This is a genomic window from Corynebacterium sp. NML130628 (genome assembly GCF_001875665.1).
In the GTDB taxonomy this organism is placed as follows: domain Bacteria; phylum Actinomycetota; class Actinomycetes; order Mycobacteriales; family Mycobacteriaceae; genus Corynebacterium.
In genome coordinates, this window is the sequence record NZ_MLAL01000018.1 from 1 (window position 1) to 21,003 (window position 21,003).

Annotated in this window: 19 protein-coding genes and 2 tRNA genes; 13 read left to right on the plus strand and 8 right to left on the minus strand. The window is 60.8% G+C overall.

All coding sequences use genetic code 11. The features are described 5' to 3' along the window. Nucleotides 1-977 precede the first annotated feature (977 nt). The 5 genes from BJP07_RS05420 to BJP07_RS05440 all read left to right on the plus strand — a co-directional run bounded on the left by BJP07_RS05420 (nt 978) and on the right by BJP07_RS05440 (nt 6,652). Nucleotides 978-2,996 carry a bifunctional copper resistance protein CopD/cytochrome c oxidase assembly protein gene (locus BJP07_RS05420; RefSeq protein ID WP_071566476.1) on the plus strand — a complete coding sequence of 673 codons (2,019 nt, stop codon included), beginning with the start codon at nt 978-980 and terminating at the stop codon, nt 2,994-2,996. 134 nt (nt 2,997-3,130) lie between these two features. Next, nucleotides 3,131-3,751: a single-stranded DNA-binding protein gene (locus BJP07_RS05425; RefSeq protein WP_071566477.1), complete on the plus strand. Its 621-nt coding sequence runs from the start codon at nt 3,131-3,133 to the stop codon at nt 3,749-3,751. A gap of 104 nt (nt 3,752-3,855) precedes the next feature. Continuing rightward, nucleotides 3,856-5,526: an energy-dependent translational throttle protein EttA gene (ettA, locus tag BJP07_RS05430; protein ID WP_071566478.1), complete on the plus strand. Its 1,671-nt coding sequence runs from the start codon at nt 3,856-3,858 to the stop codon at nt 5,524-5,526. Nucleotides 5,527-5,550: 24 nt separating this feature from the next. Further along, nucleotides 5,551-6,003 (plus strand): thioesterase family protein, encoded by a 453-nt coding sequence (locus BJP07_RS05435; protein WP_071566479.1) that lies wholly within the window; start codon nt 5,551-5,553, stop codon nt 6,001-6,003. 1 nt (nt 6,004) lies between these two features. Then, the gene (locus BJP07_RS05440) at nt 6,005-6,652 is read left to right on the plus strand and encodes a hypothetical protein (RefSeq protein ID WP_071566480.1); all 648 of its coding nucleotides are present in this window, start codon (nt 6,005-6,007) and stop codon (nt 6,650-6,652) included. Here the strand turns inward: BJP07_RS05440 and BJP07_RS05445 are convergent. Together BJP07_RS05445 and BJP07_RS05450 are read right to left on the minus strand one after the other, a co-directional pair. Further along, the gene (locus tag BJP07_RS05445) at nt 6,641-7,063 is read right to left on the minus strand and encodes a globin (RefSeq protein WP_071566482.1); all 423 of its coding nucleotides are present in this window, start codon (nt 7,061-7,063) and stop codon (nt 6,641-6,643) included. The two genes, BJP07_RS05440 and BJP07_RS05445, sit on opposite strands and share 12 nt — an antisense overlap. Then, nucleotides 7,047-8,051 (minus strand): mechanosensitive ion channel family protein, encoded by a 1,005-nt coding sequence (locus BJP07_RS05450; RefSeq protein ID WP_255365931.1) that lies wholly within the window; start codon nt 8,049-8,051, stop codon nt 7,047-7,049. Before BJP07_RS05450 ends, BJP07_RS05445 begins: the two co-directional genes overlap by 17 nt. Nucleotides 8,052-8,410: 359 nt before the next feature. Between BJP07_RS05450 and BJP07_RS11210 the strand changes: the two genes are divergently transcribed. Next, nucleotides 8,411-9,124, plus strand: coding sequence for a GntR family transcriptional regulator (locus BJP07_RS11210; protein WP_071566486.1), 714 nt, complete (start codon nt 8,411-8,413; stop codon nt 9,122-9,124). 3 nt (nt 9,125-9,127) lie between these two features. On the opposite strand, the gene pepN is transcribed toward BJP07_RS11210, so the two are convergent. Continuing rightward, nucleotides 9,128-11,536 carry an aminopeptidase N gene (gene pepN, locus BJP07_RS05460; protein ID WP_071566569.1) on the minus strand — a complete coding sequence of 803 codons (2,409 nt, stop codon included), beginning with the start codon at nt 11,534-11,536 and terminating at the stop codon, nt 9,128-9,130. An 84-nt stretch (nt 11,537-11,620) separates the two neighbouring features. On the opposite strand from pepN, the gene BJP07_RS05465 reads away from it, so the two are divergent. Together BJP07_RS05465 and BJP07_RS05470 are read left to right on the plus strand one after the other, a co-directional pair. Beyond that, on the plus strand, nt 11,621-12,238 hold the full coding sequence (locus BJP07_RS05465) for a DsbA family protein (RefSeq protein WP_071566488.1): 618 nt from the start codon (nt 11,621-11,623) through the stop codon (nt 12,236-12,238). 21 nt (nt 12,239-12,259) lie between these two features. Further along, nucleotides 12,260-12,724 (plus strand): ribose-5-phosphate isomerase, encoded by a 465-nt coding sequence (locus BJP07_RS05470; protein ID WP_071566490.1) that lies wholly within the window; start codon nt 12,260-12,262, stop codon nt 12,722-12,724. Here BJP07_RS05470 and BJP07_RS05475 read toward each other — a convergent pair. From BJP07_RS05475 to BJP07_RS05495, 5 genes are all read right to left on the minus strand, one after another. Beyond that, nucleotides 12,721-13,554 (minus strand): aldo/keto reductase, encoded by an 834-nt coding sequence (locus tag BJP07_RS05475; RefSeq protein ID WP_071566492.1) that lies wholly within the window; start codon nt 13,552-13,554, stop codon nt 12,721-12,723. The genes BJP07_RS05470 and BJP07_RS05475 overlap by 4 nt on opposite strands. A gap of 10 nt (nt 13,555-13,564) precedes the next feature. Further along, nucleotides 13,565-15,022: a cytochrome b/b6 domain-containing protein gene (locus tag BJP07_RS11470; protein WP_071566493.1), complete on the minus strand. Its 1,458-nt coding sequence runs from the start codon at nt 15,020-15,022 to the stop codon at nt 13,565-13,567. Next, nucleotides 15,022-16,002 carry an electron transfer flavoprotein subunit alpha/FixB family protein gene (locus BJP07_RS05485; protein ID WP_071566494.1) on the minus strand — a complete coding sequence of 327 codons (981 nt, stop codon included), beginning with the start codon at nt 16,000-16,002 and terminating at the stop codon, nt 15,022-15,024. Before BJP07_RS05485 ends, BJP07_RS11470 begins: the two co-directional genes overlap by 1 nt. A 47-nt stretch (nt 16,003-16,049) precedes the next feature. Next, entirely contained in the window at nt 16,050-16,829 is a 780-nt protein-coding gene (locus BJP07_RS05490) for an electron transfer flavoprotein subunit beta/FixA family protein (protein WP_071566495.1), read from the minus strand. 68 nt (nt 16,830-16,897) lie between these two features. Continuing rightward, nucleotides 16,898-17,707: a hypothetical protein gene (locus tag BJP07_RS05495; RefSeq protein WP_071566496.1), complete on the minus strand. Its 810-nt coding sequence runs from the start codon at nt 17,705-17,707 to the stop codon at nt 16,898-16,900. A 152-nt stretch (nt 17,708-17,859) separates the two neighbouring features. Here BJP07_RS05495 and BJP07_RS05500 point away from each other — a divergent pair. From BJP07_RS05500 to BJP07_RS05520, 5 genes are all read left to right on the plus strand, one after another. Further along, a tRNA-Gly gene (locus BJP07_RS05500) sits at nt 17,860-17,934 on the plus strand. Between the two features lie 148 nt (nt 17,935-18,082). Then, nucleotides 18,083-18,156: transfer RNA gene (locus BJP07_RS05505), tRNA-Pro, on the plus strand. A 77-nt stretch (nt 18,157-18,233) separates the two neighbouring features. Beyond that, complete coding sequence (gene tig, locus BJP07_RS05510; protein ID WP_071566498.1) at nt 18,234-19,586, plus strand: trigger factor; 1,353 nt, start codon at nt 18,234-18,236, stop codon at nt 19,584-19,586. A gap of 191 nt (nt 19,587-19,777) precedes the next feature. Continuing rightward, nucleotides 19,778-20,359, plus strand: coding sequence for an ATP-dependent Clp protease proteolytic subunit (locus BJP07_RS05515; protein ID WP_071566499.1), 582 nt, complete (start codon nt 19,778-19,780; stop codon nt 20,357-20,359). Between the two features lie 20 nt (nt 20,360-20,379). Beyond that, nucleotides 20,380-21,000, plus strand: a complete 621-nt coding sequence (locus BJP07_RS05520) for an ATP-dependent Clp protease proteolytic subunit (RefSeq protein ID WP_071566501.1) — start codon at nt 20,380-20,382, stop codon at nt 20,998-21,000. Nucleotides 21,001-21,003: the final 3 nt, after the last annotated feature.

Here is a 21,003-nt window from a genome sequence, read left to right on the forward strand (position 1 = left end):
CCTTTCTACGTTTATACAATGGAATAGCCATCCAGCTATTCCACCGCCGAGAACGTCCAAAAAGCCACTAGACATCCCGTCCAAAAACATCCTGGACTCCGTGTCCAAAAAGTCGCTAGACATCACATTACTGTGCTAGGGGTGCTAGGGGGCAAACGCAGGCTACAACCGTAAACCGCTAGAAGTGCCCAAGAACACCATGGCTCCCGTGTCCAAGAAGCCACCGGACTCCGTGTCCAAAAACCCTATGGACATAACAGCTTTCTGCTGAACTTAAGCTAGTCATTATCGGCAAGTTTTAAAACTGGGCAGCGACCCCAAGTCCTTCTCCTGACTTTTGGGACAAATTAAGACGTCGCTTCATAACCGTCAAAGAGATCGGCGGATGGGTAAGACGCAGAAGATAGTCCCTAGGTACTCACCACGACACCTAGGGACTATTCCCGCACCTGAAAAGCTTGTTGGCCAGAGTGTCTGTGCGGAAGAAACGGGCAGAGTAGTCGTTTCTGGACGCAGCGGTAAGTAGTGCTTGAGCCGGGTATGTTTTGCGTCGGACGATTTGCAGAGGATGGCAATTCTTTGCGCTTTTCACACCATTGGGCAGTGAGCGAGTCTGGTGAATTCTCTTTGTTGAGGTTGCGGCCGGTTGTGAAGGTGACGTATTCGATACACGCGCGAATTCGGTGAGTTACGGAAGCACTTACGCGTGCAGCGGTAAAGAGCTAGATAGTTAGAGAGAAAGACAAAAACTCCGCAGTTGTCGGAAGAACTGCAATCCGTTGTGATGATGTATTGATGCGCGTCGAAGAGGTAGAAAGTTTTTAGTCGCCGCGAAAACCGAGCGTGCGATTCAGGGGTTCGAGTTCTGCAGATGCCGGCAAACTACAATCCGCCTGTCCTTACTTAACGAATAGTGAGGGAGAAGTGGGCGTCGAAAAACTTGGGAACATGCAGATTTCGAACGTAGGGTAGTGAGCATGTCAAATGCGCAGGTTGCCTCAAAGTCGGCGGTGAAAGCGGCGTTTCCGTTGTATCTTGCGGCGGGACTCGTCGCGGCGCTCATCGCCGGGGTGATTTCGGAGATGTTCGCGGGCGCCTCGCTCGCAGCGTTGGGTATCCCGGATCCGGGAGCTGTGACGACGTTCGGCCTGCCGGCTCTGCGCGGCACCGCGTGGGTGCTAGCCGCGCTGGCTGCCGGGTCCTTCCTCTTCTCCGCGTGGTTGCTGCCGCCGAAGCAGACGGGGTCCGACCTCAACGGCGCGCGCCTGACTGTCGACGGGGTGATTGCGTCGCGCACGGGCGCGGCGTCGTCCGCGGGACTGGCGCTGATCGGTGTGGTGATGGTGCCGCTGGTGCTTTCCGACGTCTCGGGCCAGCCGTTGAGCACCGTGATGTTTGAAGTCGACGCGTGGGCCCTGGCGCTGGACAAGGTTGCTGACGCTCGCGTCTGGCTCATCGTTGCCGCGATCGCGGCGTGTGTGGCCGTGGCGGGGTACCGCGTGTCGTGCTGGTGGTCGCAGGTGGCGCTATTCATCGGATCGTTGCTTGCGATTATGCCGCTAGCACTCACCGGTCACTCGGCGACCGGTGGCGACCACGACTTCGGCACGAACTCTTTCATCTGGCACCTGGTATTCCTGCTGGTGTGGGTTGGCGCCCTGATGGCGCTGGTGGCGCACGGGTTCAGGTTGGGGCCGAACTTGGCGCCGGCGGTGCGGCGATACTCGCGAATCGCGCTGTTCGCATTCGTAGCGATGGCAGTGTCTGGCGTTATTAATGGAGCGATCCGCGTGCACCTGGACGACATCACCCGCTACGCCTACGGCTGGGTGCTGGTGGGCAAGCTGGTCGGCATCCTGGTGCTTGGCTTGATGGGGTACGCGCACCGCGAGCGGACGATTCCGGCGCTTGAGGCGGAGGGGCCGTCGCAACGCAGGGCGTTCGTACGTCTTGGTGCGGTGGAAGTGCTGGTGATGGCGGCCGTGACCGGCCTTGCGGTCACACTCGGGCGCACTCCGCCACCACCGCCGCGGGACCCGAACCTCACCCCGATGCAGATCCAGATGGGCTACAACCTCGAGGATCCACTGACCTGGTCGAACTGGGTTGGGCTGTGGCGCTTCGAGCTGCTCTACAGCGTCATCGCGATGCTGCTGGCCGTCTACTATCTGCAGCTGACGCGTCGGGTGAGTGGGTGGTCGAAGGGGCGCACGGCGTGGTGGTTGCTGGGCTGCGCGACCGTCGTACTCACGATGTGCTCCGGCATTGGGCTGCACATGCCGGCGTCGTACTCGGCGCACATGACGGTCCACATGATTCTATCGATGGGTGTGCCGGTGTTTCTCGTGCTGGGCGCGCCGCTGTCGCTCATTATCGACGCCTACCCGTCCGGCGACTTCAACCCCCGGCTGTGGGCGGAGTCCTTCCAGCGCAGTAAGTTCCTGCGCATCGTGACGTACCCGCCGGTGTCAGCGGTGCAGTTCCTGGTGTTCTTTTACGTCATGTACGTGTTCACCGATCTGTACGAGCTGATGATTTCTGAGCACGCGGGCCACGTCATCATGAACGCGGTGTTCCTGGTGTCGGGCTACTTCTACTTCTGGGAGCTCATCGGCCCGGACTATATTGAGGGCCGCGTGACGGCGAAGACGCGTCTGCTGTGGCTGTGGATCTCCATGCCGGTGCACCTCTTCATGGGCGTGTACCTCATGCAGCTCAACACCGTGATGGGGGAGGAGTTCTACCGTTCGCTGCTGCTGCCGTGGGAGCCAGATCTGCTTGCGGACCAAAAGGTCGGTGGCGGTATCGCGTGGGCGTCGGGCTCGTTCCCGCTGGTCATCGTGTTCGGTGTGCTGTTCATCCTGTGGTGGCGCGAGGACCGCGCAGAAACCGCAGAGGTCGACCGTCGCGCGGACGAAACTGACGACGCCGAGTGGCGCGCCTACAACGAAATGCTGGCACAGTACACGTCGGATACCACGCAGCGCAAGGGCTAACCGAAGATCTGTTGAGATCTGTGGAATTTACATTTTTCATCCACAGGCTGCCAGGCCGCATCCTTTCTTTTCCGTTTCTGCACTGGAAAGCTCCGAGTTGTACCAGTTCAGGAAACATTTGAAAGGACACAACAATGAGCCAGATGAACGTCACCGTATGCGGAAATTTGACGGCAGCACCGTACTTTAAGTGGTTCCCGGCGTCGGGAAATTCGGTGTGCAAGATGCGCATCGCATCCTCCCGTAGGCGCCGCACGGGCGAGCAAGACAACCAGGGCCGGGACATCTGGGAGGACACGGACCAGCTCTACATCGACGTTGAGTGCTGGAACCAGCTCGCCATCAACGCGCGCACCTCGCTGTTCCGCGGTGCGCCGGTGATGGTGTCCGGCAGGTTAGTCACGGAGACCTGGGTGGAAACGAACGACGCAGGTGAGAAGCTCAACCGCTATCGCACCGTGCTCAAGGCCGACAAGGTCGCGTTCGAGCTCGGCATGCACCAGATCTCTTCCTGGAAGATCACCGAGAACGGCCACACGCTCGAAGGCCAGCCTGCGGTAAAGATTAAGACGGCGGTCGATTTCATGACGGAGGAGGAGCGCGAGTTTTACTTCGAGCAGATGAAGATGCAGGCATCCGCGTCGTCGTCGGACTCGGCGTCAGCGACGGAACCACAATCGCAGTCGCCTGAGCTCGAGCCGGTGGCTGTGGGCGCTGGCAGCGCTGAAAGTGACGACGGCCCCGCCCCCTTCTAGCACTCCGACGGCGGGGCCGCTTGACGCTGGAAAGCGCACGTTCACCTTTCGCTGATGTACCCTGTGAAACGATGTATGTCCGCTTCAGTTAAAGGGGTTTTTACGTGGCTGAGTTCATCTACACGATGAAAAACGTTCGCAGGGCCATCGGTGACAAGGTCATTTTGGACAATGTCACCATGGCGTTTTATCCCGGCGCCAAGATTGGTGTCGTTGGGCCAAACGGCGCGGGTAAGTCCTCGCTGCTCAAGATTATGGCGGGGATTGACCAGCCAAACAACGGCGAAGCATTCCTGGACCCGGGTGCAACGGTTGGCATCCTCCTGCAGGAGCCGCCGCTGAACGAGGAAAAGACGGTACGCGAGAACGTCGAAGAAGGCCTTGGCGATATCTTCGAGAAGAAGCAGCGCTTCGAAGCAATCGCCGAAGAAATGGCGACGAACTACACCGACGAGCTCATGGAAGAAATGGGCAAGCTCCAGGAGGAGGTCGACGCCGCCGACGCCTGGGAGGTCGACTCCAAGATTGAGCAGGCGATGGAGGCCCTGCGTTGCCCACCATCCGATAGCCCGGTGACCAAGCTTTCCGGTGGTGAGCGCCGCCGCGTCGCCCTGGCGAAGCTGTTGCTGTCCGAGCCGGACCTGCTGCTGCTCGACGAGCCGACAAACCATTTGGACGCCGAGAGTGTCCTGTGGCTGGAGAAGCACCTGCAGAACTACCCGGGCGCAGTCCTGGCAATTACCCACGACCGCTACTTCCTGGACAACGTTGCCGAGTGGATCTGTGAGGTCGACCGCGGCAAGCTCTACCCATACGAGGGCAACTACTCCACCTACCTGGAGAAGAAGGCCGAGCGTCTCGAGGTTGCTGGCAAGAAGGACCAGAAACTGCAGAAGCGCCTGAAGAACGAGCTCGAGTGGGTGCGTTCCTCGCCGAAGGCACGTCAGGCGAAGAACAAGGCGCGCCTGGAGCGCTACGAGGAAATGGCCGCCGAGGCAGAGCAGTACAAGAAGCTGGACTTCGAAGAAATCCAGATCCCGACGCCTCCACGCCTGGGCAACAAGGTTGTCGAGGTCGAGCACCTCGACAAGGGCTTCGACGGCCGCGTCCTGATCAAGGACCTGTCCTTCACGCTGCCGCGCAACGGCATCGTGGGCGTCATCGGCCCGAACGGTGTGGGTAAGTCCACCCTGTTCAAGACCATCGTTGGGCTGGAAGAGCCAGACGCAGGCACCGTCGTGGTCGGCGACACTGTGGAGCTGTCCTACGTCGACCAGAACCGCGAAAACATCGACCCGGAAAAGACGGTGTGGGAAGTCGTGTCCGACGGGCTCGACTACATCGTGGTTGGCCAGAACGAAATGCCGTCGCGTGCCTACCTCTCCGCATTCGGCTTCAAGGGTGCTGACCAGCAGAAGCCGTCCAAGGTGCTCTCCGGTGGTGAGCGCAACCGCCTGAACCTGGCGCTGACGCTGAAGCAGGGCGGTAACCTGATCCTGCTCGATGAGCCGACCAACGACCTGGACGTCGAAACCCTCGGCTCGCTGGAGAACGCGCTGCAGAAGTTCCCGGGCTGTGCCGTCGTGATTTCGCACGACCGCTGGTTCCTGGACCGCACCTGTACCCACATCCTCGCCTGGGAAGGCAACGTTGAGGAGGGCAAGTGGTACTGGTTCGAGGGCAACTTCGGAGACTACGAGAAGAACAAGGTTGAGCGCCTCGGTGAAGAAGCAGCGAAGCCATCGCGCGTCACGCACCGTAAGCTCAGCCGCTAACAGCGGACCAGATAGGAATTGGCTATGTCGGAACAGAATATGCGCGGCAGGATTCACACGCACTCCATCCCCCTGCGGTGGAACGATTTTGACCGGTACGGCCACGTAACAAACTCGGCCTACATCGAGATCGCGCAGCAGGCGCGACTCGAGTTTGCCCAGGAGTTCTTCGAATCTCAGGGCCACGAGTTTGTAGCGTTCGTTCGGCGCATCGAAGCGGACTATGTTCGCCCGGTGTTGCCGAACACGCAGGCGGTGACTGTTGATACGCAGGTGATTCACCTTGGCAATACGTCGTTTACGACGCGCCAGGAGATCAAGGATGCGCAAGGCAGAGTCTGTTGCGTGATTGATTGCGTGCAGGTCACCGTCGATAGGCGGACGGCAACCCCGCGGGAAATCACCTCGCAGGAGCTCGGCATCCTCGCCCGCGCCTACACGACACTCGAGGGCGACGACGAGATCGGGCAGGCATAAGTTGTCTACCACCGAAACGCTTGTCGTTCAGCAGGGGGAGCGCGGCCTGCGCGCCTTGCTGCAGCGTGCCCTTGCCCTCCAGGACGACGCCTACGCGCGGTTCCAACGAGTCGGGGAACACGACGTCGACGTCTTCGTCACCACCCCGTTCGACTGCGTCGCCTCGCGCCGGGTCCGCGGAACCGTATCCCGTGACGGTGCGGTGGTGCCTGCGCTCCGGGTGCTTGACGCACTCGGTACAGTGTCGGGCGAGCCGGGGGAGCTTGGTGTAGCGCAGGACCAGAACTGGCCGGGGGCGCTGCCACCGGCGCAGGGGTTCACACTGCGCGAAGAGGTGCCGATTGCGACCGCGCGCCAGCTCGCCGACGAAGGCCGAAATCTCGCGCGCCAATTCGCGGGCCCGCTTGGCCCGCCGGTCTCGCTGCTGGATGGCGTCGTCATCACCATCGAAGCGGATGAGCGCGGCCCGAAACTCGAAATCCCCATGCGCGCGGTGTTCACCTGCACTTCGCTTGGGCTCATCCCGGGGTTTGAAGCCCCAGTCGAGGTGCCTCGCTACCTGCGGATTTCAAGCGCGGGCAGGTGGGTGCGTATTGACGCCCCCTTCGGCACCGTCTACCACAGCAAGTCGCTGAGCCTATTCGTATGACCGCGAGCCCTGGTTGATCATCATGTACGCGACCCGCTGCATGTGATTCCACAGGGCATCGCGGTATGGCTGGGGCAAAGCGGCGTCGTCAAACTCGGCGACAGCCTTACCCATCAGCTCGAGCCAGCGGTCCGCCTCTGCCTCCCCGATTGCGAACGGGAAGTGCCGGCGGCGCAGCATCGGGTTGCCGCGGCGCTCTTGGTAGGTGCGTGGACCGCCCCAGTATTGGGTGAGGAACCAGCGCAAGCGTGATTCGGCGCCTTCCCAGTCGTCGTCGGGGTACATGGGGCCGATGAGGTCGTCCTCTTTGACTTGGGCGTAGAAGCAGTGCACGAGAGTGCGGAAGAATTCTTCGCCGCCGACGGCCTCGTAGAGCGTCTGCTGTGCCGCGCTATTATTGCTGATCTGCATCCTTGTTCTCACCCCCAGAGGTGTGGTCCAGGTGCCGGATGTAGGTCGGCTCCGTGCCAGGCAGGGGCACGCCGTGCGTGTGGAGTGCTTCGAGGATAACCGCGGTCATGAAGCGGGAGACGCCCCACTGCTCGCCGGGCAGCGTATTGACCATCACACGCAGCGTCGCGCACTCGGGGTCGAACTTGGAAATGCCCAGCATGGTCGCCTCGCCGACGAGCTTCTCCGCGATCTCAGGGCGAGTTACCGCGTCTTGCATCGCGGCTTCGACGACGCTGGCGGCCTGGTCCGGGTCCGCCTGGATAGAAACAGGGATCTCGAGGCGGGCAACCGAGTAGATATCGCTCTGGTTGCCGAGCAGGTCAATATCGCCGTTTCGGATGTACCACAACGTGCCGTCAATATCGCGCACGGTAGTGATGCGCATCGTGACGTGCTCGACAGTGCCCTCGACGTCGTTGACGGCGATGACGTCACCGACACCGTACTGATTTTCTAGCAGCATGAAGATACCGCTGAGGAAGTCCTTCACCAGCGATTGTGCACCGAAGCCGAGAGCGACGCCCACAACGCCTGCAGAGGCGACGAGGGGTGCGACGTTGACTCCGAGCTGGTCCAGCACTGCAAGCACCGCCCACACCCAGATGACGATGGCTGCCGCGGAGCGCCCCACGTTCGCCAGCGTGAGGATGCGCTGCTGACGCCGTTGTTCCTGCGAGCGTGAGTGGGCAGTATCTGGCTTCGGAGCGCCGGCGCGGCGTCGCAATGGTAGGGCACTGCCCTGGGAATTGATGGCATTGTTCGCCGCCTTCGTGATGATCCTGCGCACCACGAGATGCAGCACGAGTGCAATGGCAAGGATGACCAGGATCCACAGTGGGCGGGTGACAAAGATGTCCCGTGTGGCTGGATCGTTCCACCACGAAGTGACGGAGTCGACGGCTTCGTCGACTTCGGGAACACTCACTGATTTGGTTGGAGCTGACATGGAAAACTGTGTAAGAGAAAACATCCCGCACGAGTTTACGCGCTATGTTGAAATGCTCGCAGAGCGCCAGGCTTACCGCAAACGGGGGTGCCCGGCTGAGCTTGGACGACGTTGCATTTGGGGTTGGAGATTCCTGGATTTGGCACGTAGAGGGGGTTCAACTGAAAGTAGGAGATGCTAATTTGCGTTTGTGGTAAATGGTGCGTGTTTTGTCCAAATTTATTGTTAGGCACTTTTATGGTCCAATGAACTATATTAAAAAGAACTGAGATTACGGTGCTGGACCATATCGTGGTGCACCAGGCGTTTTGTGTGTACGAGACTGTACCTAAGGGCGACCGCAAAAAGAGGAGGAAGTTGTGGCTAAAAAGCCAGCATATGTAGCAATTGCGGACGCGTTGCGAAGCAAAATTGAATCACGCGAGCTAGAACCGGGGGATAAGCTCCCCCCGGAGCGCGAACTTGTAGACATGTACGGCGTGGCTCGCATGACCGTACGCCACGCGCTAGACCTCTTGCAGCTCGAGGGCATCATTGAGCGAAAGCGTGGCCGCACCGGCGGCACCTTCGTGCGTGCACTGCCTCCGATCATTGATCTGACAGGTAAGGTATCGCTGACGGAGCAGCTTGCTGCGCATGGCTTGGAGGTCTCTTCCGAACTCATTTCGGAGACCGCTGCGCCCGCACCGCAGGTCGTCGTCTCTGCATTCGGTGTAGATTCCCGCGACAAGTTGCTGACCAGCGAGCTCGTCCACTTCGTTAACGGAAACCCGGTGTTCGCTGAAACCACCTATGTGCGTCCGGGCTACGAGTCCAAGTACAATCGCAGCTCCGTCGATTACGCATGCGGCCAGCGCACAGACCTAGGTGGCGTGACTCCTCGCCTGCGCCGCGAAGACATCCTGTTCCCGGCCAACCCGACCGATAAGGAGCGCGAGAGCCTCTCTTTAGCAGCGAACACCCCGGTGCACCGCATCACGCGCAAGCTCTTCGAGGGCGAAACATTGGTCATGTTCGCCTCTATCGTGGCCCGCACGGATGCGGCGCAGATCCGCATCGTCGAGGAGAACTAGCCACTAACGCAGCGTTTTCGCTGCGCCTTCTGCGCCGGCGTCGCCAACACGGTTGCGCAGCGCACGCTCGAGACGGGCCTTGCCCTCCGAAACGATACGGCGCAGGCCGACTGGAATATCCTCGCGTCCCAGGAGTGCGTCGGCACGCTCAACCGTGGCAATCGAGACGTCCCAGAGCGGGAACAGGCCCTCGAGCGTATTCTGCGCCATCTCGTTCGTCAGCTTGTCCCACAGCTCGGGCGCGATCTCGAAGTAGCGTTCGCTCAAGCCGTCCAAGCCCTCGCTGGTGAACGTGAGGCCGTCGATAAGGAAGCGAACCTCAAGGTTCGTGCGCTTACCGCTGACGATCTCATCCCACGCCCACCGCTTGTTCGTCACTGCGTCGATCCGCAGGCGGGAAAGTGCGCCCTCGGACGTGGGGTCATCCTCGCCCTTCGCTGTCTTTGCCAGGATTGCACCACCTGCAACGAGGTTCGTGAGGATAAGCCAGCGAATCTCCTGATTATCCAGCGACTGTAGGAGCTCGTGGAAGTACGTCGTGTTCTGCTTCGATGGCTGTAGACGGGCAAGGGCGCGCTGGTAAATACCGGCGGGTTCCTGCCCACGGAACGCCTCGCTGAGCATGTAGAAGCCGGTGCGCTGCCAGGACCACGCCACGTACTGCTTGACCGCCAAGGTTGCCTGCGCGAGAATGCGCTCCTGCACGCTCGCCTGGTCCTCAAGGCGGCTGAAGTTGGCCACGGCCATCACGAACTTGCGTGCTGGCAGCAGCGTGTCGCGGACCGCTTCCCACAGGGACGACCAGCACAGCGTACGAGCCAGCGGGTCCTCAATCTGGCCGATGTGCTCCAGCACGAACTCGGTGTGTGCTGGCGTCAGCCGCATCTTGCAATATGTGAGGTCCTCGTCATTGACCAACGCGAGGTCGTGGTCGATGCCGGCGAGCTCGGGAACCTCGGTGCGTGCTCCCTCGATGTCCACCTTCACATGATGGGTGCGCACGACCTTGTCGCCGTCCAGCTTGTACAACCCGATGCCGACGCGGTGGGTGCGCAGCACATCGGATTCCTGCACAACCGTGAATGCGTTCTCGGTGATTTCGGGGCGAAGCGTGGACACGCCAGTGGTGCGCAGCCACTGCTGGGACCATTCGCTCAAGTCACGGCCAGAAGACTTCTCGAGCGCGCCCAACAGGTCGTCGAAGGTGGCGTTGCTGAACTTGTGGTTCTTGAAGTGATCACGAACTCCGGCGAAGAATTCGTCGCGTCCCACGTAGGCCTGCAGCTGCTTGAGCACGGACGCTCCCTTGGCGTAGGTGATGCCGTCGAAGTTCTGCTCAGCGGTCTCGATGTCCGGGGCGTCAGCGGCGATGGGGTGGGTCGTTGGCAGCTGGTCCTGCTGGTACGCCCACGCCTTCTCGACGGCCGCGAACGTCGTCCACGCATTCGGGTATTCACCAATCTCGGTCTGGGCAATGGCCGCGGACCACGTTGCGAAAGACTCGTTGAGCCACAGGTCATCCCACCACTGCATCGTGACGAGGTCACCGAACCACATGTGCGCCATCTCGTGGAGGATTGTGTCGTTGCGGCGCTCGAGGCGGTAGGGGGTTGGCTCGGAAGTAAAGACGTACTCGTCGCGGAACGTCACCGCGCCGACGTTCTCCATCGCGCCCATGTTGTACTCGGGGCAGAAAATCTGATCGTACTTGCCGAACGGGTACGCAATGCCGAAGTTCTCGTGGTAGTACGCGAAACCATCCTTCGTCTGGCGGAACAGGCGTTCCGCGTCGAGGTGCTTCATCAGTGACGCACGGGCGAAGATGCGAAGCGGGATACGCTTCAGATCGTCGACGTACTCGTCTTCGACGAACTCGTACTCGCCGGCGCAGACCGCCACCAGGTACGTCGACATTGGATAATCGATGGTGCAGGACCACACGTTGCCCTCACGGGTCGCCTCCTCGTTGAGCACGACCGTGTAGGCCTCCGGGGCATCGACGGCGATCTTGTACGTGGCCTTGATATCCGGCTGGTCGAAGCAGGCAAACACCTTCATTGCCATCGCGGGCTCGAACTGGGTGTAGAGGTATTCCTTGCTGTCCACCGGGTCGATGAACTTGTGCAGGCCCTCCCCGGTGTGGTTGTAGGTAATGGTGGCGTCGACAACTAAGGTGTGCTCACCCTCGGTGAGTTTGAGGGTGCGGCCGTCGACGGCGGCGCCGTCGAGCGTTGCGGAGAATTCGTCGGCGACGAGGTCGAAGAACGTCTCACCCGCACCCGAGCGGAACGTGACTGCGGTGGTCGACGTGAACTGCTCTGCACCGTTGACATCGAGCGCAATATCGTAATGGACATCTGAGATGAGTTGTGCGCGAAGTTGTGCGTCGCTGCGCTTGAGGTTTGTCTTCATGCACTCCAACATACTCGCCGTACCTGTGTGGTTTTCGCTATGGTGGCTGCAGAATTTCAACACATCATGAGAAGGGATGATTTCGTGACAGCACCAGTTACCTTTTGGTTCGACGTAAGCTGCCCATTCTGTTGGCTCACCTCGCGTTGGATGAAGGAAGTAGAACAGGTCCGCGACATCACTGTGGAGTGGGTGCCCATGTCGCTTTCGATTCTGAACGACGGCCGCGACATTCCCGCCGACTACGCCAAAATGATGGAAGCGAACTGGGGCCCCGCGCGAGTGTTTGCCGCAGTCAAGCGCGACCACCCTGAGAAGATCGACGCCCTCTACACCGCGATGGGCACCGCGATCCACGCCGGGGAGCAGGGCGGCAAGAAGGGCTATGGTGCCTACGGCGAGATCATCGTGGCAGCGCTCGAAGAGGTAGGTCTTGACGCCAGCTACGCCGATCTTGCCAATACCAACGAGATGGATGAGCTTCTTGGCACCTACCACCAGGGCGCAATGGACGCCGTCGGCGACGAGGTGGGCACCCCGGTGGTTAAGCTGGGCGACACTGCCTTCTTCGGGCCAGTCATCACCCGCGTCCCAACGGGCGAGGAGGCTGGCAAGCTTTTCGACGCCTCTTTGGCCCTCGGCGAATACCCCTACTTCTTCGAATTGAAGCGTTCTCGCACGGAACCGCCGCAGGTGAGCTAGCAGGCAGGTAGTGTAGAGCGCATGCGTATTTACCTTGGGGCAGATCATGCCGGTTTTGAACGAAAGAATCAGATTAAGGCTCACCTGGAGGAGCAGGGCCACGAAGTCATCGACTGTGGCGCACACGAGTACGACGCACTCGACGACTACCCAGCGTTCTGTATCGCAGCAGCTGAGCGCACGGTAGCTGACGAAGGTTCCCTCGGCATCGTGCTGGGTGGTTCCGGCAACGGTGAGCAGATCGCCGCGAACAAGGTGAAGGGCGCGCGCTGTGCCCTTGCGTGGTCAGAGGAGACCGCACGCCTGGCACGTGAGCACAACAACGCACAGCTCATCGGTATCGGTGGACGCATGCACACCGAGGAAGAAGCACTGAAGATCGTCGACGCGTTCATCGGCCAGGAGTGGAGCAACGAGGAGCGCCACCAGCGTCGCATCGACATCCTGTCCAAGTACGAGGAGACCGGCGAGGCCCCAGCTATCTAACCCAGCTCTTCGTAGTCCGCGGGGTGCGGCCCGTGGCGCCCGAACTCTTCCTCGTCGAGCGCGACAATGGAGGACATTTCTTCGGGGGTGAGCGTGAAATCGAAGATATCCATGTTTTCACGCATCCGCTCCACGGACGTGGTCTTGGGGAACACGATCACGTCGTTCTGCAGATGCCAGCGTAGAACTACCTGCGCTGGCGTTTTGCCGTGTGCCTCGGCGGCGTCGGTGATTTCGGGAAAGTCCGTCAGGTCGTAGGCGCCGCCACCGAGTGGTGCCCACCCCTCGATGGCGATGTTGTGCACGCGCATCGCGTCGAGCTCTTTCCAATTCTGAAACAGTGGGTGCAGCTCTACCTGGTTGACCACCGGGGTGACATCGGTGTGCATCTCGATTTGCTCGATGTGCTCGGGGAGGAAGTTCGAAACGCCGATTGAGGTGGTGAGTTTCGCCTCCCGGAGTTTGATGAGGGACTTCCACGCATCCACGTAGGCACCTTGCCCGGGTAGGGGCCAGTGAATGAGGTAGAGATCCACGTGGTCAAGCCCGAGCTTTTCCAGCGACTCTTCGAGCGCCGCTGGGGCGTCGTGGTGGCGGTTGTTCCACAGCTTCGTGGTGATGTACAGCTCGTCGCGCGGGATGCTCGACTTCGCGATTGCCTTGCCGACGCCCTCTTCGTTGCCATAAATGTGGGCGGTGTCGAAGTGGCGGTAACCGGCCTCCAACGCCTCGCTGACCAGGCGCTCGGCCTCCTGCGGGTCTACGCGGTGGAGGCCGTAGCCGAGTTGGGGGATTGATGTGCCGTCGTGAAGCGCAAACATGGGTACCATGCGCTTTACCTTAGCGGCTTGTCACCTTGCCAGTCGCTTGCGCCACCGGGGCAACCAATGCAGGCCGCGCCAGCTTGCACACCCCCGCGATAACGACCGCGGCAACAAGGAATAGGATCACGCCGGTCCAGCTCGTGCCGTACACATCTGGGTTGACGTCGCCGGACGCGGCGAACATCGCGTTCATATTCCTGCGCAGTCCCGTGGTGAGCACCAGGAAGACGTGCACCACGGTGAACAGTACGAAGAACAGCATGGTGGGGAAGTGGATGGCACGCGCCGCCTTCAGTGAAAAGAAAGTCCAGGACTTCGGCCACCACTCGCTCATACGGGCGCCGGAGAGGATCGCCAGTGGCGCGGCGATGAACACTACTGCGAAGTAAGACAGCTCTTGCAGCGCGTTGTAGTGCACCCATGGGTTTTCCGTCGGCCAGTCCAGGCTGAGGTATTGGATCCCCGCGGAGATAGCTTGCGGGATGACCTCCCAGCTCGTAGGCACGATGCGCATCCACTGGCCAGTGGCGAACAGGACAATGTAGAACACCACGCCGAGTGCCACCCACAGCACGTCAATCGTGAGGTGGAGCCACAGGGTGAGCGAAATCTTCTTCTTGGGGTTCTTGCGCGGCGCCCAATACGCTTCGGGTTTGCGCTCGTGGTGCACGGTGATACCCGTCTTGATGATGAGCGCCATGAACAGCATGTTGAAGAAGTGCGACCACCCCAGCCATGCTGGCAGCCCAACAGGTGCGCCTTCCGGCAGGGGCTGCTGGCCGGTGTAGCGCTGAATGAAGCTGCTGCCCGTCGGGGTGCCGACAAACCACCGTGCAACCAGGATCGCCATCACGAAAGCAGCGAGTAACGCGACTCCGCCGTACGCCCACCAGCGACGCGTTGGTGCTTGGGTCGGTTCCGGCACAGACTGCGCCGCCGGCTTTGGGCGTTCAGGTTCAGTTGTTGTAGGCACTGGGGTCGCTTCTGGAGCGGACGCAGCAGCAGCGGCCACGGGCTCCGCCGTGGCACCGTAGAGCGGTGGAACCGCCACAGCGGAGTCTTCCGGGACGTCCACACTGGTCACAGGTGGGAAAGGTTCGCCGTCAGGCGTGTGAGGCAGACCTCGGCGGACCGCGACTGTCCTCAATGCCTCGGCGCGCTGCTCTGCTGCGGGCTGTGCAGGGGCAGTGCGTGCTGTAGCCGCCGAGAAGGCCTGCTCCACGTCTGGGTCCGTTGCGACTGCGGCTGTGTCCGCGGGTGGCCACGGTTGGCCGCTCGGGACTCGAGGTAGGCCGCGACGAAGAGGCGTCGAGACGCTGTCGGTGAGTACGGCGGGTTCAGTGGCTGGTGCCGCTGGAGCGCCTGAGAGATCGCCGCTCACATCCGGGTCGGGTTCGACCGCGACGGCATCGACTGGTGGCCAGGGCTGCCCGTCCGCTACACGGGGCAGACCGCGACGAAGGTGCATCTGCATTACTCAGACGCCTCCGAGCCGCGACGTGTGGCGATCTGCTCGATGAGCTCTGGCACAACGTCGAAGAGATCGCCAATGATGCCGAAGTCCGCAATATCAAACAGTGGCGCGTCCTCATCGTTGTTGATCGCGATGATGGTATCGGCCGTCTGCATGCCCACAAGGTGCTGCACCGCGCCGGAAATACCGATGCCGATGTAGAGCTTCGGGCTGACCACGACGCCGGTCTGTCCAATCTGGGCGTCGTGGCTGACCTGGTCCTCGTCCGCGGCGGAGCGTGTCGCGCCGACTGCGGCGCCGAGCTCGTCAGCGAGCCCGCCCACAAGTTGCTCGAACATGTCTGCATCGCCCAAGGCGACGCCGCCCGCGACAACACGGTCGGCGGTGAGCAGCTCTGGGCGTGTCGACGTACGCACCACCGGCGTCACCGACGTCACCGTTGCCGCACGCGTGCCGGACGCGGTAATATCCAGCTCGTGAACCTCGGGCGTTGTCGCATCCGCACGGCGATCGATCGCGCCGACGCGCACCGTAATAATCGGCGCCGAGTGCGTCGCTGCGGCCGTGGCGGTGTAGGCGCCACCGTAGTTCTCGTGATCAGTCACAATGCCCTGGTCGTCGCGGCGGACATCGATTGCGTCGGTCAGCAGTGCCTTGCCTTTGCGTACCGCCAGACGGGACGCGACGTCGCGGCCCCGGACGGAGTGGGCGAGGATAACGGCTGCCGGATCAGTGGCGTTGAATGCGGCCTCGGCGGCATCGACTAGAGGGACGGTCTGCTGCTGTGCGTCAATACTCGCGGTGAGCACGACCGCTGCGCCGAGCTCGCCGAGCGTGTCGGCGTGCGCGGGGCTAGTAGTGAGTACGACCGGGGTGCCCAGCGGTGCAGCTGCACCGATGAGTTCGGCGGCGGTGGGGTCAAGCTGGTCGTCGTGCGTCGCGTCGAGCACGACCAAAACTGTGCGGGGAGAGGTTGCCATGTCAGTATCCTTCAAGGTCCTTCAAGCGTGTGCGTTCGTTCGGCGGGTTAGATGTAGTGCTTCTCTGCGAGGAAATCCACCAGTTGGCCCACAGCGTTTGGGCCGTAGTCGATGATCTCGCCGCGTTCACGCGCAGGACGCTTTTCGACGTCCACCATGATTGCTCGCGGACGTGCGAAATCTTCCGCGTCGACGCCGAGGTCCGCCAGCGTCACCGTGTGTAGTTCCTTCTTCTTTGCCGCCATTAGGCCTTTGAAGTTTGGGAAGCGGGCATCGGGGTATTCGTCCGAGACCGCGACCAAAGCCGGGAGCTGTGCCGCCAGGGCCAGTGTCGCGTGGTCGCTGACCTGCGTAGCCGTCACTGTCTCGTTTTCGAGCGCGACTTCGGTGGCATTCGCAATTGCGGGCCAGCCGAGCAATTCAGCAAGCAATCCGGCCATGACGCCGCCGCCACCATCCGAGGAAGCGGTGCCGAGCACCACCAGGTCATAATCCTGTGTACGCAGCGCCGCTGCGAGCACCTCTGCCGTTAGTGTCACGTCTGCGCCGAGCAGCGCGTCGTCTGCAATGATATAAGCGTCGTCCGCGCCCATCGCGATGCCTTTACGCACGCTGGCGTGTGCTGATTCTGGCCCTACTGTAATGAGGTCGATGGTCGTTTCGCCGTCGCCACGAGCCTCTTTCAGCCGCATCGCGGCTTCGACAGCGCGCTCACAGACCTCGTCAGCGACAACGTCACCGGAGCGGTCGGTCAGGCCGGTTTCCAGATTCAGGTCGCGGTCGCCGTAGGTGTCCGGGACTTCTTTCAGCAACACAGCAATTTTCACGAAACGCTCCTTATACGGTTTATGCAGTGGGGTGCTAAACGGTAGGCATTCTACCGCACTGGCCTGGACTAAAAGTCAAATCCCCCGAAGTCGAAGCCGCCGCCGTCACCAAAGAGACCGCCGTCACCGAACAGGCCCTCGCCACCGGCGTCGCTCATGTCGCCCATCTCGCCGCCGTCGCCGATAGTGCCCGCGTCACCCATCTCGCCAAGGTAGCCCGCGCCGGCGTCACCAAAGTCGCCAGCTTCGAACGCCTCGGGTGACGGCGTGCCCGCCATGCCGGCGAACATCGCGGAGTAGAACATCATCGAACTTGCAGCCCACATCCCGGTCATCATCGCGGGCGCCCACCATGCGGTGGAGTACCAGCCCGCGGGGACCGGACGGCCGGCGACAACGCCACCGGGGTAGTAGTTCGGGGTGCGTGCTGACGCGTACGGAGAGGCGGTAACCGTGGTGCCGTCTTCCTGACGGATAGTCCGCTCCTCAGTCACTCGGCCTGCGCGGCGTTGGCCCTCAAGTTCAGGAAGTTCAGGGCCGGCAGGCAGCCCCATAATCTCGCGAGCCGCTTGGACGTAGTGCAGCCCCTCCAACGCTGACTCGCGGGCAAGCATCGCCTGCTTCGGTGTTGTTGCCTGGCCGAGCGCGCCACTTGCAGCGTTATAGCGTTCGGAAGCATCTGCCATCGCCTGGGTCGATGCGGCGTCGTTGCCCGAGATACTCAGAACCTGGGAACCCAGCCGTTCCGTCCAGCGACGAGCATCCGCCAGTGCGTCCTCAAGCTGGAGCTGTTCGCGCTGGTTATTTGCGCCGCTTTGGCGACTCTTGACCAGGTATACGGCGGCGCCAACGATGACAAGGATCAAAATGAGGTTCATAGCTGCAAAAAGCTCCTTCGGGATCGGCCAGAAAAGAATCAGTGCTTACAAGAGGGAACGCATGTGCAGGCAAGAAAGTTCCACGCTAAGCGCGTGGTTTGTTTCACCGTGGGCCGTGGGTTACACTTGCGCCCATCACCTTTTGGCGATGTGGGAATGTCGTATAGTGGCTAATACCTCAGCCTTCCAAGCTGAAGACGCGGGTTCGATTCCCGTCATTCCCTCCAAATAAAACACTGGAGAACGCGGTTGCACGAGATGTGTGACCGCGTTTTTCTATCTGTGGGTGCAGGCAAAAGTCATGTTGAACTGTGGATTTGCGTATTGTGTGGGCGTATGGTTATAGTTTCCAACGTCGCAATGAGCAATCATTCGCGGGGCGTGGCGCAGTTTGGTAGCGCACCTGCTTTGGGAGCAGGGGGTCGCAGGTTCAAATCCTGTCGCCCCGACATCAACAAGCCCGCTAGAAATAGCGGGCTTGTTTACATATTCGTACTATTTACCCGATTAAATACAGGAGTAATCCGTGAAGACTTCCGTCGACAAGCTCAGTGAGACTCGTGTCAAGTTGGACGTCAGCGTTCCTTTCGATGAGCTCGGCAAGGAAATCGACCAGGCGTACAAGTCAATTGCGCAGCAGGTCAACATTCCTGGCTTCCGTCGCGGTAAGGCTCCCCGTCAGCTGATCGACGCTCGCTTCGGTCGCGGCCCGATCCTGGAGCAGGTTGTCAACGATATGCTGCCAACCCGTTACGAGAAGGCTGTCCTGGAAAACGGTCTGAATCCGATTGGTCAGCCAGAAATCGACATCACGAAGATCGAGGACAATGACGTCGTCGAGTTCACCGCTGAGGTCGACGTCCGCCCAGAGATCACTGTGCCTGACTTCTCTAAGATTGACGTCACCGTTCCGGCCCTCGAGGTCAGCGACGAGGACGTCGACAAGGAGATCGACCAGCTTCGCGAGCGCTTCGGTGAGCTGAAGGACACCAAGCGCAAGATGAAGACTGACGACTTCGCGGTCATCGATCTGCACGCTGAGGTTGACGGCGAAAAGGTTGAGGAGGCTTCCACTGAGGGCCTGACCTACCAGATCGGCTCGGACGACCTGATCAAGGGCCTCGACACCGCGCTGCGCGGCATGAAGACCGGCGAGGACAACGAGTTCACCGCCACCATCGAGTTCGGTGAGCACAAGGGCAAGGAAGCCACCATCAAGGTGCACGTCCAGCAGTCGAAGGAGCGCAAGCTTCCTGACTTCGATGACGAGTTTGCACAGATGGCCTCCGAGTTTGACACCGCTGAGGAGCTTCGCGAGTCCACCAAGGAGCAGCTCGCTGAGGACAAGAAGACGCAGCAGGCAGCTGACATCCGCGACGAAGTCCTGAAGGCTGCGCTCGAGGAGACCAAGTTCGAGCTGCCGAAGTCGGCCGTCGAGGAGCAGGAGCACAACATGCTCCACCAGATGCTCGGCCAGCTGGCGCACGACGAGGCTGCTGTTGCACAGTTCTTCGAGGCGCAGGGCATGACCCGCGAGGAGTTCGACGAGAAGAACCACGAGCAGGCCGAGTCGGCTGTCCGTACCCAGCTGTTCCTGGACGCTGTCGCTGATCAGGAGGAGCCTGAGGTTTCCCAGCAGGAGATGACCGACCACATCCTGTTCACCGCGCAGTCCTACGGCATGGACCCGAACCAGTTCGTGGCACAGCTGCAGCAGGCAGGCCAGATCGGCAACCTGTTCGCGGACGTCCGCCGTGGCAAGGCTCTCGCAACCGCTATCTGCCGTGTGTCCGTCAAGGATGACAAGGGCGAGACCGTCGACCCGAATGAATACTTCGGTGAGGTTGAAGAGGAAGAAGCAGAGGCTTCCGAGGACTAAATCGTTTGAGAAAACGCCCCGGTAATGCACACACGCTGTGCGTTCGCCGGGGCGTTTTGTTGCCCGCTGCGAGGCAACAAAGCTTGTGTACGCCGTCAGCGAACAGCTACCTGCAAAGTGGACTATCAGAGTAGGGTGGTGGCATTGTTGTCGCTACATAAAACTGTTTGAACAATGAAGGAGCCATTTTTATGACATCCCCGACGCAGGGCATGAACTTGGGTGATTCTGTCTATGAGCGCCTGCTGCGCGAGCGCATTATTTTCTTGGGCCAGCAGGTCGACGACGAGATCGCGAATAAGCTGTGCGCGCAGATCCTGCTGCTGTCCGCGGAAGATCCAACTCGCGATATTTCCCTGTACATCAACTCCCCGGGTGGGTCCGTGACTGCAGGGATGGCGATTTACGACACCATGAAGTACTCCCCGTGCGACATCGCGACGTACGGAATGGGCCTGGCTGCTTCGATGGGGCAGTTCCTGCTCTCTGGTGGTACGAAGGGTAAGCGCTTCGCGCTGCCGCACGCGCGGATTATGATGCACCAGCCATCCGCAGGTGTCGGCGGTACCGCTGCCGACATTGCTATCCAGGCTGAGCAGTTCGCTGCAACGAAGCGCGAGATGGCGCAGCTTATCGCGGAGCACACCGGTCAGACGTTCGAGCAGATCACGCAGGACTCTGACCGCGACCGCTGGTTCACCGCCCACGAGGCGAAGGAGTACGGCATCGTGGACCACGTTATTGAGAGCGCCCAGGGCTCGATCAGCAACTAAGTAGACAGGAGAATATACGTATGTCTTTCCAAATGCCTTCCTCCCGCTACGTGCTGCCACAGTTCTTGGAGGAGACCTCCTTCGGCACGAAGCAGATCGATCCGTACGGCAAGCTCTTCGAGGAGCGCATCGTCTTCCTGGGAACCCAGGTCGATGACACCTCCGCGAACGACATCATGGCGCAGCTGCTGGTGCTAGAGTCCCAGGACCCGGACCGTGACATCACGATGTACATCAACTCGCCTGGTGGCTCGTTTACCGCGCTGATGGCGATTTACGACACGATGCAGTACGTCCGTCCGGACGTCCAGACGGTGTGTCTTGGCCAGGCTGCATCTGCCGCGGCGGTCATCCTTGCCGCAGGTGCCCCGGGCAAGCGTGCCGCGCTGCCGAATTCGCGTGTGCTGATCCACCAGCCCGCGACGCAGGGTACTCAGGGCCAGGTTTCTGACCTCGAGATTCAGGCCAATGAGATCGAGCGCATGCGTCGCCTGATGGAGGATACGCTTGCGCACCACACGGGCCGTTCTGCGGAGCAGGTTCGTATCGACACTGACCGCGACAAGATCCTCACCGCGCAGGAAGCTGTTGAGTACGGCATCATCGACCAGGTCTTTGATTACCGCAAGCTGAACGGCTAAGTT